14 protein-coding genes are annotated in these 16,212 nt (G+C 75.9%); 9 read left to right on the top strand and 5 right to left on the bottom strand.

Annotated elements, in window-relative coordinates; translation table 11 throughout:
* Nucleotides 1-101: 101 nt before the first annotated feature.
* Both ACWF41_RS02425 and ACWF41_RS02420 read right to left on the bottom strand, forming a co-directional pair.
* Nucleotides 102-1,082 (bottom strand): hypothetical protein, encoded by a 981-nt coding sequence (locus tag ACWF41_RS02425; RefSeq protein WP_380318762.1) that lies wholly within the window; start codon nucleotides 1,080-1,082, stop codon nucleotides 102-104.
* 119 nt (nucleotides 1,083-1,201) lie between these two features.
* On the bottom strand, nucleotides 1,202-1,645 hold the full coding sequence (locus ACWF41_RS02420) for a nitroreductase/quinone reductase family protein (RefSeq protein ID WP_380318765.1): 444 nt from the start codon (nucleotides 1,643-1,645) through the stop codon (nucleotides 1,202-1,204).
* A 223-nt stretch (nucleotides 1,646-1,868) separates the two neighbouring features.
* Between ACWF41_RS02420 and ACWF41_RS02415 the strand changes: the two genes are divergently transcribed.
* The 7 genes from ACWF41_RS02415 (at nucleotide 1,869) to ACWF41_RS02385 (ending at nucleotide 10,296) form a co-directional block, all read left to right on the top strand.
* A complete protein-coding gene (locus ACWF41_RS02415) occupies nucleotides 1,869-2,762 on the top strand; it encodes an ABC transporter ATP-binding protein (RefSeq protein ID WP_380318768.1) in 894 nt (297 codons plus the stop codon).
* Nucleotides 2,759-4,030, top strand: coding sequence for an ABC transporter permease (locus tag ACWF41_RS02410; RefSeq protein WP_380318771.1), 1,272 nt, complete (start codon nucleotides 2,759-2,761; stop codon nucleotides 4,028-4,030). Before ACWF41_RS02415 ends, ACWF41_RS02410 begins: the two co-directional genes overlap by 4 nt.
* Nucleotides 4,031-4,168: 138 nt before the next feature.
* Complete coding sequence (locus tag ACWF41_RS02405) at nucleotides 4,169-5,497, top strand: cytochrome ubiquinol oxidase subunit I (protein ID WP_380318774.1); 1,329 nt, start codon at nucleotides 4,169-4,171, stop codon at nucleotides 5,495-5,497.
* A complete protein-coding gene (locus ACWF41_RS02400; RefSeq protein ID WP_380318777.1) occupies nucleotides 5,494-6,480 on the top strand; it encodes a cytochrome d ubiquinol oxidase subunit II in 987 nt (328 codons plus the stop codon). The genes ACWF41_RS02405 and ACWF41_RS02400 overlap by 4 nt, the downstream gene beginning before the upstream one ends.
* A gap of 123 nt (nucleotides 6,481-6,603) precedes the next feature.
* Nucleotides 6,604-6,840 carry a hypothetical protein gene (locus tag ACWF41_RS02395; protein WP_380318780.1) on the top strand — a complete coding sequence of 79 codons (237 nt, stop codon included), beginning with the start codon at nucleotides 6,604-6,606 and terminating at the stop codon, nucleotides 6,838-6,840.
* Between the two features lie 58 nt (nucleotides 6,841-6,898).
* Nucleotides 6,899-8,545: an outer membrane protein assembly factor BamB family protein gene (locus ACWF41_RS02390; protein ID WP_380318783.1), complete on the top strand. Its 1,647-nt coding sequence runs from the start codon at nucleotides 6,899-6,901 to the stop codon at nucleotides 8,543-8,545.
* Nucleotides 8,546-8,568: 23 nt separating this feature from the next.
* On the top strand, nucleotides 8,569-10,296 hold the full coding sequence (locus ACWF41_RS02385) for an outer membrane protein assembly factor BamB family protein (protein WP_380318786.1): 1,728 nt from the start codon (nucleotides 8,569-8,571) through the stop codon (nucleotides 10,294-10,296).
* Here the strand turns inward: ACWF41_RS02385 and ACWF41_RS02380 are convergent.
* On the bottom strand, nucleotides 10,267-10,989 hold the full coding sequence (locus ACWF41_RS02380) for a PadR family transcriptional regulator (RefSeq protein WP_380318789.1): 723 nt from the start codon (nucleotides 10,987-10,989) through the stop codon (nucleotides 10,267-10,269). The two genes, ACWF41_RS02385 and ACWF41_RS02380, sit on opposite strands and share 30 nt — an antisense overlap.
* A 205-nt stretch (nucleotides 10,990-11,194) precedes the next feature.
* On the opposite strand from ACWF41_RS02380, the gene ACWF41_RS02375 reads away from it, so the two are divergent.
* Complete coding sequence (locus ACWF41_RS02375; RefSeq protein WP_380318792.1) at nucleotides 11,195-13,105, top strand: cation:proton antiporter; 1,911 nt, start codon at nucleotides 11,195-11,197, stop codon at nucleotides 13,103-13,105.
* Between the two features lie 4 nt (nucleotides 13,106-13,109).
* Here the strand turns inward: ACWF41_RS02375 and ACWF41_RS02370 are convergent, their stop codons facing one another.
* Both ACWF41_RS02370 and ACWF41_RS02365 read right to left on the bottom strand, forming a co-directional pair.
* A complete protein-coding gene (locus tag ACWF41_RS02370; protein WP_380318795.1) occupies nucleotides 13,110-13,916 on the bottom strand; it encodes an ABC transporter permease in 807 nt (268 codons plus the stop codon).
* Nucleotides 13,913-14,824, bottom strand: coding sequence for an ABC transporter ATP-binding protein (locus ACWF41_RS02365; RefSeq protein ID WP_380318798.1), 912 nt, complete (start codon nucleotides 14,822-14,824; stop codon nucleotides 13,913-13,915). The genes ACWF41_RS02370 and ACWF41_RS02365 overlap by 4 nt, the downstream gene beginning before the upstream one ends.
* 130 nt (nucleotides 14,825-14,954) lie before the next feature.
* On the opposite strand from ACWF41_RS02365, the gene ACWF41_RS02360 reads away from it, so the two are divergent.
* On the top strand, nucleotides 14,955-16,202 hold the full coding sequence (locus ACWF41_RS02360) for a sensor histidine kinase (RefSeq protein ID WP_380318801.1): 1,248 nt from the start codon (nucleotides 14,955-14,957) through the stop codon (nucleotides 16,200-16,202).
* Nucleotides 16,203-16,212: the final 10 nt, after the last annotated feature.

Below are 16,212 nucleotides of genomic sequence, written 5' to 3'. Positions count from 1 at the left end.
GACTCGCCCGAAGGGGGACCACAAAAAAGCTCCAGGCCTCCGCCTTATTTCCCGACTCCCCCTCCTCCCCCCTGCCCTCGGTCCTCCCCCCCCCCCCCCCGCTACGTCAGCAGGACGAACGCCCGGTCGGCGGGCCACGGGTGCGGGGACCAGCCCGCGGCAGCCAGGGCTCGGCGCACCTCCTCGACGACCACTCCTCGGGCGACGTCCCGTCCGGTGAACCGCAGCAGGACGGCTCCGAGGCTCGTCAGCCCGTTCTGCCGATGCCGGTCGCCGAAGAGGGCCTTCGGTGTCGTGTGGGCGTCGCGTCCGTCGAGCTCCAGGAGAAGGACGCGACCGTCCGGCAGGAGCCACGCCAGGTCCACCCGGGCCAGGAACCGGCCGCGTGCGTCCCGCACCACGAGCTGCAGGGCGTCGGGCGGGTAGTGCGCGTCCGTGCAGGCGAGGCGCGCCGCTGTCTCGATCGGCGACTCCGCACGCGGGTCCGACTCGTCCCACCAGGACGACGCACGCGCCGCCCCCCGTCGACCGCGCGCGGCCTCGCGGGCTCGGCGGAACTCGTCCTCCGTGACGACCCGCCGGTGTCGGGCGGAGTCCATCAGCGCGACGGCGTGCCCCCGGTCGAGCTCAGGGACCGCCTGCGCCAGCGCAAGCTCGGCCGGGACACAGGGGAGACCTCCGACGACGACCCATCGCCGCAGCCGCTCGCGACGCACCCGCCCCGGCCCGCCGGACCGCGGCGAACCGTCGGGGAACGTGACCTCCGGTGCGATGCGCGCGGGCGCGCCCTGGACGCCCTGCCACACGAGGGCGCACAGCCCGGTTGCGACCGAGCCGGGACGGGCGAGGACGCCGACGAGCGCCGATCGTCGGCGGGGGAGGTCGAAGCTGTCGGTCGTGCCGCCTGCCACGCCGGTGTCGAACACCCCGCGGGCCACGCGGCTCCAGTCCTGGCGACCCACCAGCGCGGCGACGTTCTGCTTCGTGAGCCCGTGCTCGTGGCACTGCCAGGACGACACAAGCCCCTCCTGCGCGGAGGCGACCTGCCGGAGCGACGCGGGGACGACGAGACGACGGTGCACCCAGGAAGCAGACCAGAGACAGAGGTGCCGGCCCGGCCGTGATCCACAGCCCTGGCAGGCCGACGTAGCGATCGGTCCTCGTCCTGCATGCGGACGAGGACCGATCGCTACGTCGAGGGTCACGCGCGGGGCGTCAGCCGGATGACGGGCAGCTCGCGGTCGGTGCGGGACTGGTACTGCGCGAAGCCGGGCGACGTGGACGTGACGACCCGCCAGGCGGCGGCGCGCTCGGCGCCGTGCAGCTCCTCGGCGACGACGGGCACGGTCCGCCCACCTGTCGTGACGGTCGCGCGGTCGGGGTGGGCCGCGAGGTTGAGGTACCAGGACGGGTTCGCGGCCGCGCCGGCGGCCGACGCGACGACGATCCAGCTGCCGCCGCCGCCCGGGAACCCGCCGACGGGGGTGGACCGCTCCTGACCGGTCTTGCGGCCGATCGTCGTGAGGGCCAGGAGGTCGCCGGTGGCCCGGCCTGCGCGCCGCGCCATCCGGCGGTTGCGGCCGGCGAGGAAGCGGCCGCGGGGCTGGCGGGCGCCGCGGGTGCCCTGCGGGTAGGTGAACGTCATCGTGCTCTCCTTGGTGCGGGTGGCTCGTGGTGCGGGTGGCCGGTGGTGCGGGTGGCCCGTGCGTCCTGAGGAACGGTGCCAGCCGGCGACGGCGCCCGGTACCGACCGTCGTCCACCGTGCCGCGACGAAAGTCGGGGGTGGAGGCTCCGCCGCCAGGGGGAGGCGCGGATCTCCGTCGCCGGGCGGATCCGCCGGGCGGGTGCGCTCCGTAGGTTCGTGGTCATGGACGACGACTTCCTCGAGGTGCGCGGGCTGACCCGGACGTTCGGCGACCTGACCGCCGTGGACGACGTGTCGTTCGCCGCGCCGGCCGGGCTGCTGACCGGGTTCGTGGGCGGCAACGGCGCGGGCAAGACGACCACGATGCGCATGATCATGGGCGTCCTGGCGCCGACGGCCGGCGAGGTGCGGTTCGGCGGGGCGCCGGTGACGCGTGCGGACCGCCGGGCGTTCGGGTACATGCCGGAGGAGCGTGGGTTGTACCCGAAGCAGCCGGTGCTGGACCAGCTGGTCTACCTGGCGCGGCTGCGGGGCATCTCGACGCCGAAGGCGCGCGCGGAGGTGCTCGACATGCTGGACCGGCTGGGCCTCGCGGGCCGGTCGAAGGAGCACGTGGAGAAGCTGTCGCTCGGCAACCAGCAGCGGGTGCAGATCGTGGCCGCCCTGATGGGCGCGCCGCGGATGCTGGTGCTCGACGAGCCGTTCAGCGGGCTGGACCCGGCGGCCGTCGACGGCATGGTCGACCTGCTCGCCGAGCACACCGCCCGCGGCGTGCCGGTGCTGTTCAGCTCCCACCAGCTCGACCTGGTGGAGCGGCTGTGCGAGCGGCTCGTCATCCTCAAGGCGGGGCGGGTCATGGCGGACGGCGCGCCGACCGACCTGCAGCAGACCGGCACGCTGCGGCACCGCTTCGTGACGGACGGCGACGCCGGCTGGGTGCGCGGCGTGCCCGGCGTGCACGCGGTGGACGTCGACGGCCCCGTCGCGCTGCTCGAGGTGGCCGACGACGCCGCCCTGCAGCGGCTGCTCGCCGGCGCCCTCGAGCGCGGCGGTGTCCGCGAGCTCACCCCCCTGAAGCCCACGCTGGCCCAGATCTACCGCGAGGTGACGGCATGACCACGACCCCGATCCGCCCGGACACGCAGCGGCCCGAGGGCCACGGCTCGCACGACGGCCGCCCGCACGACGAGGGCACGCGCGGCGCGTGGCTCGTCGTGATGAACCGCGAGATCGTGGTGCGCGCCCTCAACAAGACGTTCCTCGTGGGGCTGCTCGTCTCCGTGGTGATCATCGCGGCGCTGGCCGGGTTCATGGCCTGGCAGGGCAGCAAGACGGACAGCTTCACGGTCGCCGTGCCGGCGGGTGACGCCGCGGCGACGGCCGCCGTCGAGTCCGCGGCGGCGATCCCCGACGAGCAGGGCGGCGGCGCCGAGCTCACGACCCTCGAGGTGCCCGACGACGCGGCCGCCCGCGCCGCGCTCGCCGACGGCGACGCGGACGGCTGGCTGCACCCTGCCGACGGGAGCGCCGACGGGAGCGCCGACGGCTGGGTGCTCACGGGTCAGGCGGACCCCGACAGCACGCTGACGCGCCTGCTCACGGCGGGGGTGGCCACGGAGACGCTCGACGCGAACGCCGAGGCGGCGGGGACCACCGCCGCGGAGCTCACCGCGGGCAGCACCCTGACCACCGACCGGGTGGACGGGGACGCCGTGGACCCGCAGACGCTGTTCTTCGCGTCGTTCGCGCTCGCCCTGCTGTTCTTCATCGGGGCGCTCGGCTCCGGGCAGATGATCGCCGGCAGCGTGGTGGAGGAGAAGCAGTCGCGGCTGGTGGAGATCATGGCCACCGCGGTGCCGCTGCGGCAGCTGCTGGCGGGCAAGGTCCTCGGCAGCTCGGTGGTGGCGCTGGCGCAGAACGTCGTGTTCGCCGCGGTCGGCCTCGCCGCCCTGTCGTTCACGCCGACGGCGTCGATCCTGCCGTCGCTGTCGACGTCGCTGGTGTGGTTCGTGCTGTTCTTCGCGGTCGGCTTCCTCGGCCTCGCGGCCCTGTACGCCGTGGCGGGCGCGCTCGCGTCGCGCACCGAGGACCTGCAGCACACCACCACCCCGATGACGATGGCGATCATGGGCGTGTACTTCCTGACGTTCTCCGCGAGCGGCACCTTCGAGACGGTCCTGTCCTACGTCCCCGTGGCGAACGTCGTCGCGATGCCGGTGCGGGTGCTGTCCGGCGACGCGGCGTGGTGGGAGCCGATCCTGTCGCTGCTGATCCTCGCCGCCTTCGCCGTCGTCGCCCTCCTCGTGAGCGAGCGCGCGTACCGCGGGGCGCTGCTGCAGACCGGCGGCCGGATCTCCTGGAGGAGCGCGCTGGCGCGTGCCTGACCGAGCAGCCGACGGAGCGACCGGCGGAGCGACTGACCGCGCGAGGGTGGGGGAGTCCCCCGAAATCGCTCAGGGTTGTCCCCCGATCCCTGGCAAAACCCTGGGATCGGGGGGCTCGCCCGCTCTACTTTCGAGGCCATGACCGCCGTCGACGCCGCCCGCCTGCAGTTCGCGCTGCTCGCCGGGACCCATTTCCTCTTCGTCCTGGTGACGCTGGGGCTGGGCCCCGTCGTCGCGATCCTCCAGACGCGCTGGGCGCTCGCCCGCGACCGGACGAAGGCGGCGACGCTCGAGAGCGCGACCCGGTTCTGGGGCCAGCTCTACCTCGTGAACTACGCGCTCGGCATCGCCGCCGGCATCGTCATGGAGCTGCAGCTCGGCCTGCACTTCCCGGGCCTGCTCGACGTCGCGGGCGGGGTGTTCGGCGCCCCGCTGGTCATCGAGACGATGGGGGCGTTCTTCCTCGAGTCGACGTTCCTGGGGCTGTGGGTGTTCGGGTGGCACGTGCTGCCCCGGTGGGCGCACACGGCGGCGTTCTGGGCGGTCGTCGTGACGGGCTACCTGTCGGCGTTCACGGTGATGGTGGCCAACGGCTTCCTGCGCAACCCGGTCGGCTTCACGATGACCGACGGCGAGGCCCGCGTCACCGACGCGGCGGCCCTGATCACCAACCCGGCGGCGCTGCTGTCCGCGCTGCACGTGGTGGGCGCCTGCCTGATGGCGGGGGCGTTCCTGCTGGTCGGGGTGAGCGCGTGGCACCTGCGCCGCGCGACCACGCGGCTCCCGGGCGTCGTCGCGGCCGGCGTCCCGGGCGCCGTGCTCTCGCCGGAGAACGACGTGTGGCGGCGGTCGATGCGCATCGGCCTGGTCACGGGCACCGTCGGGGCGTTCCTGGCGATCGGCTTCGGGTACGCGCAGTTCGGCTACCTGCAGCACGTGCCCGGCGGCCAGCCGCCCGTCGTGGGCATCGCGTACGCCGTGATGATGGGGGTGGCCCAGCTCGCGTTCCTCGTCGGGTGCGTGCTGCTGCTCCTGCTGCCGCGTCAGACGCTGTTCCGCCTGTGGACCCCGCTGCGCAACGGCCTGTTCGCCACCCTCACGGCGCTGCTGCCGGTGCCGTTCCTCACCGCGCTGCTCGGCTGGGCGGCGCGCGAGATCGGGCGCCAGCCGTGGGCGATCGCCGGCGTGCTGCGCACCGAGGACGCGGTGTCCGGCGCGTCCGCGGCGGCCGTGATCACGTCCCTCGTGGTGCTGGTGGGCGTGATGGTCGCCCTCGCCGTCGTCGACTGGACGGTCATGGCGCGCCTCGCCCGCCGCGGCCTCACGCGGCTCGCGCTCGGCGCCCCGCCCGCGGAGGTGCTGCGCGACGTCGACGACGGCCCGGACCGCGGCCCGGACGGCACCGGACAGACCGGCACCGGCGCGGACGACCGCGCCGACGTCCTCACCTTCGGAGGTGCCCGATGAACGCGCTCGGCTGGGGCCTGCTCCTGACGGCCCTGCTCGTGGGCTGGGCCGCGCTGGACGGGGCGGTGCAGGGCGGCGTGCCGCTGGTGCGCGCGCTCGGCGGCCGGGACGACTCCCGCCGCCGCGTGGTGCTCGCGACCGTCGCGCCGCTGCTGCTGCTCGGCGAGGTGTGGCTGGTCGCCGCCGCGGGCGTCCTCGTGGCGGCGTTCGGGCACGTCGAGACGCTGCTGTGGTCGGCGGGCTACCCGTACGTCGTCGCCCTGCTGGTGGCCTGGGTGGTGCGCGACGCCGCGCTGTGGCTGCGCAGCCGGCTCGCGGCGCCGGGCTGGCGCGCGCGGTGGGACGTGGTGACGCAGGTCGCGTCCCTCGCCCTCCCGGCGGCGTTCGGCGCGATCGCCGGCGTCGCGTGGGTGCAGCTGTCCGTGGTGGGCGCGCAGGCGGACGGCGGGTCGGGCGCCGCGCAGGCGCTCGCCGTCGGCATCCCGGTCGTCACCGCGGGCCTCGGCGTCGCGACGACGCGGGTGCACGGCGGGCTCGTCGTCGCGGCCCGGGCGCCGGCCGCCCTCGCGGCGGAGGCCCGACGGCGCGTGCGGCGCGCCCTCGTGCCGGCCGCCGCGCTGGCCACGCTCGCGGCCCTCGCCGCGCTGGCGGTCGCCGCCCTGGGCACGTCGTCGGCGCTCGTCGCGGCGGTGCTGCTCGTGGCCGCCGCGGGGCTGGCGCTCGCCGCCCGGTTCGACCTGGACCGCGGCGTGCACCGCACCGGCGCCGTGCGGGGCGCGGGGCCGGTCCTCGCCGTCGTCCCCGTGGTGGCGACGGCCGCCGTCGTCGGGCCGGCGATCCTCGCGCTCGCCGCCCCGCCCGCCGTGCTGCACGGCCTGACGTGGCCGGTGCTGGGCGCCTTCGCCGCGGTGCTGGCGGCGCAGGCCGTGAGCTGGCGGGTGCTGCTGCGCCCGCTGGGGCCCCGCACGGTCGTCTTCCTCTGACTTCCTCTGACGGACCGCTGGCGCACTCCTGACGCGGACGTCACGCCGGGGCAACATCGCCGCAACGCGCGCCGCGCAGCATGGGGGGCGTGCGGCCACCCGGGCCGCCGGAAGGAGGCCCCGATGCCGACGCCCACCATGCCGACGCCCACGCCCCTCACGATGCCGACGCACGCGAACCTGCCCCGGCCGGTCGCGGCGCCGGTCCGCCCGGCGCACCCCGTCGGCGCGGCCCCCGCCCGTCGCGCCAACCCCGGCGACCGGCTCACCGTGGACCCGGACGACCGCCGCCGCCGGGCCCGCACGGCGCTGCTCGAGCTGGCCGTCTCCCGCAGTGTGGAGCGCGGCCGGGTGATCTGACCGGCGCGCCGCACGCCGCGGGTCGGCGGGCCACTTCCGCGCCGCTACTCTCCGTCGCATGTCGCGTCGCCGGAGCTCGATGGCCACCTTCGACCTCCTGCCCGACGAGCCGGAGGCGGACGCCGGCGCGCCCGAGCCCGAGGACGCCCCGCCCGGCGCGGGCGAGCGCCTGGTCGCGGCGCTGCGCCGGGTGCGGCCGCGCACGTGGGGGATCGTCGCCGGCACGGTCGCGGGCGCCGTCGTCCTCGCCGGGGTGGGGACGGCGGCCGGCACCGCGCTGGCGGAGCGGCACCGGGTGGGTCTCCTGGCCGCCGCGCCCGGCGGGGTGCGCGACGCCGCCGGGGCGGTGGCCGACGCCGGGTGGAGCGCCGCGGCCGACAGCGGCGTGCTGGCGGTGCTCACCGGCGGCGTGGTCGTCGTGCAGGACGGGACGGACGCCGTCGGCCTCGACGCCGCCACCGGCGACGAGGCGTGGCGCCAGGCCCTGGGCGAGCTGCTCGACTGCGGCCCCGGCCCGCTCGACCCGGTGGAGTGGACGATGCCGCTCGACGAGGTCGTGTGCCTCGGCGGGCCCGACGACGACCGCACGGTGACGGTGGTCGCCGCGGACGGCACGGTGGTCGGCGCGCGCGGCCTGGGCGACGTCTCCGGCCTGACGGTCGCGCCCGCCGCGGACGGGACGGTCCTGGTGGCCGAGCCGGACGGGGCGGAGCCGGACACGCTGACGTTCGCCGACGAGGACAGCGCGCGCCGGGCGCTCGCGACGCTCGACGGGCCCGACCTGCGGGTGCGGTTCGAGGACGCGCTCACCGGCGACGTCCGCGCGGCCACGGACGTCCCGTTCGACCCGGCGGACACCGACATGTGCCTCACGTGGGTCGACTCCTCCGTCGAGGTCGGCTTCACGAGCTACTCGCTGCGGTCGTCGCCGGGCCTCGTCGAGCTCGGCCGGTGCGGGGCGCACCTGGTCTGGACGCCGCCGGGTGCAGGGGACATGGCGCCGGACGCCGGTGCCGCGCAGGAGGAGGACGGGCCGCTGCGGTCCGTCGACGGCGGCGTCGTCGTGGCGGGGGACGACGGCCGGTCGCGGCTGACCGCGCTGGACGGGCCGGACGTCGTGCTGCCCGGCGCGCTGCTGGACCCGATGGCCACGGACGGCTCCGCCGGGCCGCGGCTGGTGCAGACGGCGGGCGGGCTCGCGGCGCTCGACCCCGCCGACCCGGACGGCGACCCCCTGTGGGTGCGCCCGCGCCTGAGCGACCCGCTGCTGGGGGAGGGCCCGGGGTCGTTCGACGACGGCACGCAGGTGCTGGTGCGCACGGCCGGCACGGTGCTGCTGCAGGACCCGGGCGGGTCGCTGGTGGGCCTCGACGCCCGGACGGGCGCGGCGCGCTGGTCGCTCGCGCAGCCGATGGCCGGCTGGCAGGACGACCAGTGGCTGCAGGGGGTGCTGACGGACGGCCGCGAGGCGGTGCTCACGATGTCCGGCGACGAGGACGGGTACACCATGGTCCGGCTGGACCTGGCGGACGGGCAGGTGCTGCAGGAGACGTTCCGCGCGGAGAGGCTCGACACGCCGCCCGCGGCGCTCGACGGCGGGACGGTGCTGCGGACCTCGGAGGGCGACGGGATCACCGTCACCGACGAGGACGGGCTGACGGTGCGCCGGGACCCCGGGTCGCTGCGGGGCAGCGGGCGGGCTTGACCGGCCGGGCTTAGTTTCGAAGGGTGGCCCGACGGCGTGGCGCCGGATCCGACGCCTTCACGTTCGACCTCGAGCCAGACGGCGACGAGGAGGACGAGGTCGCGGCCGAGGTGCGGACCACGCAGCCGTCCGGAGGCGCGGAGGGCCCGATCCTCATCGACCTGGACCCGGCGGACGACGTCGACCTCGCCGAGCTGCCGCCCGAGGACGCCGGCGGGCTGACGCTGGGCCAGGCGGCCGACCGCGTCCGGGGGTTCCTGCGCGGGCGGCGGCTCGTGGCCGCCGTGGCGGTGGCCGCGGTGGCGCTCACCGCGGTCGTCGTCGACACGGTGGGGGACCGCGGCCGGCTCGCCGCGCTCCGCGCCGCGCCCGGCGGCGTCCTCGACCTCACCGACGAGCCGCGCGAGGTGTGGCGGGTGCCGACGGAGGGCAGCGCGCCGGGCGGCCTGGTGGGGGCGCTCGGCGGGCTGGTGGTGGCGCAGCAGGGGGCCGCGCTGCTCGGGCTGGACGTGGAGACCGGGGACCGGCGCTGGGACGTGGACCTGCCCGACGGGTCGACGACGTGCGGCCCGGGCATGCAGGTCTGGTCGGGGGACTTCCAGCCGTCGCCGGCGGAACGCATCGTCTGCGTGTCGGCGCGGCCGCCGGCCACGGTCGGCGACCGCGACGGCAGCAGCACGGTCACGGTGGTGGACGCCGACGGGTCGGTGGCGGGCTCGCGGGAGGTCGGGTTCGCGTCGACGATGGCGTTCCCCGGGCCGGACGGCGGCCTCGTCACCACGGAGTGGGTGGGCGACGCCGCGCCGGTGGACCCGCAGGTGGCGGCGGAGGTCGCCTCGGGCGCGGCGGGCGCGGGGGCCATCCCCGACGGCTACGACCTGCGGGTGCGGCTGGAGGACGCCGTCACCGGGAAGGTCCGCTGGGAGAAGACGCTGCCGTTCGACGCCGCGGTGGACCCGGCGATGTGCGTGCGCTGGGCGGAGGACGGCACGACGTCGGGCGTCGACCTGCGCGGCGGCGTGCAGACCTCGATCACCGACCGCGTCCTGTGGCTGGGCGGCTGCGGCGTCGACGCGTGGTTCACGCCGGACGGCGTGCGCCTGGACCGGCCGGGGGACCGGGCGACGTTCGAGGGGTTCTCGGTGGAGCCGCTCGTGTCGGGCGGCTACGTGGCCGGGACCGACGCGGACGCCGTCGGGCGCGGCGGCGGCGACCCGGACCGGCTGCTGCGCGCCGACGGCGGCGAGGAGCGCACCCTGCGGGGCCGCTACCTGGTGCCGCTGAGCACGGACGGCGGCGGCGACGACGTGGTGCTGGAGCGCCGCCGGGACGCCACGGTGGCGACCGACGCCGACGGCGACGAGCTGTGGCGCACCGACCTGCGCGTCTCGAGCCTGCTGGTGCGGACGGCGCAGGTGGCGGTGGTCGTGGACGAGGGCCGCCGCGTGTATGGGCTGGACCTCGGCACGGGCGAGGTGCTGTGGTCGCGGCCGGACCTCGTCGAGGGGGTGGACGCGCTCGGCGCGTACGGGCCGCGGTTCGTGGAGGCGGCGTTCACCGACGGGCGGCAGGCCGCGTTCGTGATACCGGACTACGCCCGTGGCGACGTCGTGCACTGGGTAGCGCTCGACGCCGCCACGGGGCGACAGCTCTGGCAGCTGCGGCTCGGCGGCGACGGCTGGGGTGTCCAGCTCGCCGTCGCCGGCCGGCTCGTGCGGTGGTCACCGACCGAGATCGTCGGCCTCGGCTGACGGGTCGTCGCCGTCGGCCACATCCGGGTCGGTGGTGCCGGCCGCGTCGGCCAGCACGAGGTAGACCTCGCGCCGGGCCTTGTCGAGCACCGCGGCCGCGGCCTCGGCCTGGGCGCGGGTGCCCGTGCGGGCCACCTGCTCGACGGCGCCGCCGAGGCCGCGCATGGCGAGGTGCAGCTCGTGGCCCTGGCGGCGCGGGTCCTCGGCCACCTTCTCCCACGGGACGCCGAGCTCCTCGCGGTGCTCCTCCACGTAGGCGCGGCCGGAGTCGGTGAGCGAGGCGAGGCGGCGTCCGCCCTCGTCCGCCACCGAGACGAGGCCCTCGTCCTGGAGCTGGGAGATGGCCGGGTAGACGGCGCCCGGGCTGGGGCGCCAGCGGCCGTCGGTGCGCTCGGCGAGCTCGGTGATCACCTGGTAGCCGTGCATGGGCTGCTCGGCGAGCAGCAGGAGCAGGGCGGCGCGGATCTCGCCGCGGCCGGCGCGGCGTCCGCCGCCCCGGTGGCCGCGCGGGCCGAAGCCGGGGCCGAAGCCCGGGCCGGGACCGAACCCGGGGCCGAAGCCCTCGGGGCCGGGGAACTCCCCGCGCCGGCGGCGGTCGCCACGGGGGCCGGGCTGCCGGTCGAAGGGGTGCCGGTCGAAGGACCGGGGGTCGTAGGAGCGGGGGTCGAAGGTGGTGTCTCGGGGGGTACGCATGAGCGGTGTCCTCACTGTGTGCGGGATTCAGGGTTCGTGTCGGCCGGGGAGCGCCTGCGGCACCTCTACCTCGGGCGGCGACGTATCTAAGTTACGTCGCGATATATCGTTACGCAACCCTCGGCGACTGTGACCTGGATCACTTGGATCCCGGTTCGGTGACGGGCCCGGGAGAACGCGCGGCCGTGCGCATACGTTGTTCGGCATGGACGTCCTCCTCGTCAGCGTGCTCGCGGCGGTCGTCGTCATCGCCGTCACCGCCCTGGCACCCCGCGCCGGGGTCGCCGCTCCGCTGGTGCTGGTGCTGATCGGCGTCGCCGTGAGCTTCGTGCCGGCCGTCAAGGCCATCGAGATCAACCCCGAGGTCATCCTCGTCGGGGTGCTGCCCGCGCTGCTCTACGCGGCGGCGGCCTCCCTGCCGACGATGGACTTCCGGCGCGACTTCACGGCGATCGGCGGCATGGCCGTGCTGCTCGTCGTGATCTCCGCCGTGCTGCTCGGGCTCGTCTTCTCCTGGGTGATCCCCGGCATCAACCTCGCGGCCGGCATCGCGCTCGGCGCCATCGTGAGCCCGACGGACGCCGTCGCCACGTCGATCATCAAGAAGCTCGGCGCGCCGCAGCGCGTCGTCGTGATGCTCGAGGGCGAGGGCCTGCTCAACGACGCCACGTCGCTGGTGCTGCTGCGCTCGGCCATCGCCGCCGTGGCCGCCAGCGTGAGCCTGTGGGAGGTGGTCGGGAGCTTCGCCAAGGCCGTGCTCCTCGCCGTCGTCATCGGCCTGGTCGTCGGGCGCCTCGGCCTGTGGGTCCGCGAGCACCTGCGGCACGCGGCGCTCTCCACGGCCGTGTCGTTCGTCGTGCCGTTCGCGGCGTACCTGCCCGCCGAGGAGCTCGACGCGTCGGGCATCGTCGCGGCCGTCGCGGCCGGCCTCGTCACCAGCACGCTGTCCGCGCGGCACCTCAGCCCGCAGGACCGCGTGGCGGAGCGGATGAACTGGCGCACCATCGAGACCCTGCTCGAGGGCGGGCTGTTCCTCGCCATGGGCCTGGAGGTGTTCGGCCTGGTCGAGGACGTCCGCGAGGCGCACGGGTCGCTGTGGACGGCGGTCGGCGTCGCGGCGCTCGCGGCGGCGGGCGTCCTGGTGCTGCGTGCCCTCTTCGTGCTCCCGCTGCTGCGCTACCTCGCGGCCCGGCGGCGACGGGCGGAGCAGGTGCGCGTGCACCTCGACCAGATGGAGCGGCGCGTCTCCGCGAAGCTCGACGAGTTCACCGACCCGGACGGGATCATCACGCCCGACGCCGCGAAGGCGCTCTCGGCCGTGTGGACGCAGGGAGACCGGCGGGTGTGGGAGGCGGGCAACCCGCGCCGCCAGGTCCGGCGGGTGCAGCGACGCGTCGAGCTCGAGGCGATGAGGCGGCGCGAGGCGTCGGGGGGCCTCACCGACGACCAGCAGGAGCGGATGCGGCAGCGCCGGGTCAACCGGGTCACCGAGTTCCGCAAGCGGTTCACGCGCCGCATCGCCGACGTCGACTACCTGCTCGCGGCGCCGCTCGGGCCCAAGGAGGGCGTCGTCATCGTGTGGGCCGGGATGCGCGGCGTCGTCACGCTGGCAGCCGCGCAGACGCTCCCGTCGGGCTTCCCGCAGCGCTCCCTGCTCATCCTCATCGCGTTCGGCGTCGCCGCCGGCACGCTCCTGGTGCAGGGCGGCACGCTGCCATGGGTGGTGCGCCGGCTGGGGCTGGCCGGCGTCACGTCCTCCCGGCTCGTCGAGGGCACCGAGGGGCTGCGCGAGATCGTCGACGGCACGGCCCGGGACATGCTCGACGACCCGGAGCTGCGCCGCCCGGACGGCACGCCTTACGCGCCGTACGTCGTCGAGCGGGTGCGGACCGTCGTCGTGCGGGAGCAGGCCGACCAGGACGAGGAGGAGGCGACGCCCGAGGAGCTGTCGGCGCAGTTCTTCGAGCTCCGCCTCGCCACCATCGCGGCGCAGCGCAAGGCCCTGCTCGAGGCCCGGGCCGTGGGGACGTACGACTCGGACCTGCTGAGCAGGGCCCTGGAGCAGCTCGACGCCGACCAGATCGCCGTCGAGATGCGGGGGCACCTCGACGGCTGACCCGTCAGGACGACGAGATCTCGCTCCGCGCCACGCGCCACAGGCCGCCGACGAGCGGGGCGACCACCCAGATGAGGGTGGCGGTGCCGAGGTGCGCCCAGCCCTCGGCGTCGAGCCCGCCGCCGAAGAGCAGCGGCTCGGTCGCGGTGCCGAGGTCGATCCACGGGATGGCGCCGGCGATGCCGGGGACGAGGCCGGCGAGGAGGCCGAAGAGCGTCGGGACCAGGAGCAGGGTCACGATCGCGCCGGGCGTGCTGCGCAGCAGGAGGCCGAAGCCCACGCCCTGCGCCATGAAGAGCACCACGGTGACCGCGAGCAGCAGGACGGCCTCGAACGACAGGTCCCATGCGGGGGTGGCGTCGCGGAACACGATCACGGCCAGGTGCGCGAGGGCGGCCAGGGCGACCGTCAGCACCAGGAGCGCGAGGCCGGACCCGATGGCGCCCACCACCTTCGCCAGGCCGACCCGGGTGCGCCGCGGCTCCAGGGTGAAGGTGACGAGGGCGGTGCGCTGCGACCACTCGGACGTGGCGGCGAGCACGCCGACGATGGGCAGCAGCATGGCCGACGGCGTCGTGGTGCCGACCACGAAGGCGCTGAACGAGTGGTCGCCGCTGTTCACGCCCACCATCACGCCGAGGACGGCGACGGTGACGATCGCGATGACGGCGAGCATCCACCGGCCGGCGCGGGTGTCGAGCTGCTTGCGCCACTCCACCAGCGTGAGCGTGGCGAACGAGATCGGCCGGACGTCGGCGCGGGGGGCGCGGGTCCTGGTCGCGTCGTGCGCGACCGTCGATGCGGTGGTCATGCCGGCACCTCCGTCCGGGTCTGCTCGCGGGCGTCGTCGGCGGTGAGCTCGAGGAACAGGTCCTCGAGGCCGCGGGAGTCGGCGGCGCGGAGCTCGGCGAGCACGACGCCCGCGGCGGCGGCCGCGCGGCCGACGTCGATCGGCTCGGCCTCGACGGACAGCCCGCCGGTGGCGAGCTCCTCCACGCCGGCGCCGCCCTGGCGCAGGGCGAGGGCGAGCGCGGCGTCGTCGGTGGAGCGGACGAACGCGCCGGCTTGGCGGAGCAGGTCGTCCTTGTGGCCCTCGGCGACGACGCGCCCGCGGCCGATGACGACGATGCGGTCGGCGACGGCCTCCATCTCGCGCAGCAGGTGCGACGAGAGCAGCACGGTGCCGCCGCGGGAGGCGAAGTCGTCGAGGAGGTCGCGCATCCAGCGGATGCCGGCGGGATCGAGGCCGTTGGCGGGCTCGTCGAGGATCAGCACCTCGGGGTCGCCGAGCAGCGCGGACGCGAGGCCGAGCCGCTGCCGCATGCCGAGGGAGTACTGGCCCACGCGGCGGGACGCCTCGCGCTCGGTGAGGCCCACGAGGTCCAGGGTGGTGTCGATGCGCCGGCGGTCGACGCCGGTCATCAGCGCGGCGAGGGTGAGCACCTCGCGGCCGGAGCGGCCGGAGTGCTGGGCGGCGGCGTCGAGCAGCACGCCCACGCGCCGGCCGGGGTTGGCGAGCGCGGTGAACGGCTTGCCGAGCACGCGCGCCGTGCCGGACGTCGCGGGGGTGAGGCCGCAGATCATGCGCATCGTCGTGGACTTCCCGGCGCCGTTCGGGCCGAGGAAGCCCGTGACGTGGCCGGGCTCCACGGTGAACGACACGTCGTCCACGGCGGCCGCGGGCCCGTATCTCTTGGTGAGGTGCTCGACGGTGATCATGGCTCCACCCTGCCCGGGCGCGGGTGCGCGCCGCGTCCGGCAAGGGGATGGTTCGTGTCCTCCTTCCGGAGGATGCGGCACCTCCGCCCGGCGGATGCCCGGCGGCCCGCCGCTGCCTAGGCTCGACGTCGTGCCCGCCGCCCCCGACCGACCCACCCGCGCCCGTCGGGTGTGGGGCGAGACGTGGCGCGTGCTGGTCGCCCTCCTCACCGGCCTGACGGTGATGGTCCTCGTCGCCTGGGAGGTGGACACCGGCCAGCGGGAGATGACCGACGGGCAGTGGGCGCTGGACTTCGTCGTCGGCCTGGTCGGGCTGGGGCTGCTGCTCCTGCGCCGCAGGGCTCCTCTCACCATCGCCCTGGTGCTGTGCGCCGCCGCGACGGTCTCGTCCTTGGTGGTCGGTGCGGAGACCATCGCGGTGATCTCCCTGGCCACGACCCGGCGTTGGTGGAAGGTGGCCGTCGTCGGCGTGGTGTTCGTGGCCGCGGGGCGCGTGCACAGCTCGCTGCACCCGTACGTGACGCCGGAGTCGTACGACCGGTGGATCGAGCTGGTCGGCGGCGCGGTCATGTACGCCCTGTTCGTGTGGATCGGCGCGTACATCGGGCTGCGTCGGGAGCACCTCGTGTCGCTGCAGGAGCGGGCCGAGACGGCCGAGCGGGAGCAGGCCAGCCGGTTGGCGCAGGCGCGGACGGCCGAGCGGACGCGCATCGCCAGGGAGATGCACGACGTGCTCGCGCACCGCATCTCCCTGGTAGCGATGCACGCGGGGGCGCTGGCCTATCGCACGGACCTGCCGCCGGAGAAGGTGGCCGAGACGGCCGCCGTCGTGCAGGACAACGCGCACGCCGCCCTCGCCGAGCTGCGCGAGGTGCTCGGGGTGCTGCGCGACCCGCTCGCCGGGGAAGGGGACGCGGCCGCGCCGCCGGAGCCGCCGCAGCCGTCGCTCGACGACCTCGCCGAGCTGTTCGCCGAGGCTCGCGCGAACGGCGCCGACGTGCGGGTCGAGGGCAGCGTCGACGACCTGGCGGAGCGGACCGCGGGCCTCGGGGAGGCGGTGAGCCGGCACGCGTACCGGATCGTCCAGGAGGGGCTGACGAACGCCCGCAAGCACGCCCCGTGGGCTCCGGTCGCCGTGTCGGTGACGGGCGCGCCGGGCGACGGGCTGTCGGTCGTCGTGCGCAACCCGGTGCGCAGCGTCGGGCCGGTGCTCGAGGCGCCCGCGCCGCCGCCGTCGGGCCTCGGCCTGGTGGGTCTGACGGAGCGCGTGGAACTCGTCGGCGGCCGCCTGTCGTACGGCACGACGGCGGACCCGGCGTCGCGCGACGGGCGCGGCACGGCGTTCGTGCTGGAGGCCTGGTTACCGTGGGCGGCATGAGGTGGGCGGC

The sequence above is a fragment of the Isoptericola sp. NPDC055063 genome, assembly GCF_053608125.1.
Note: the sequence above shows the minus strand (reverse complement) of the source record. Positions and strands in the feature narration are given on the sequence as shown.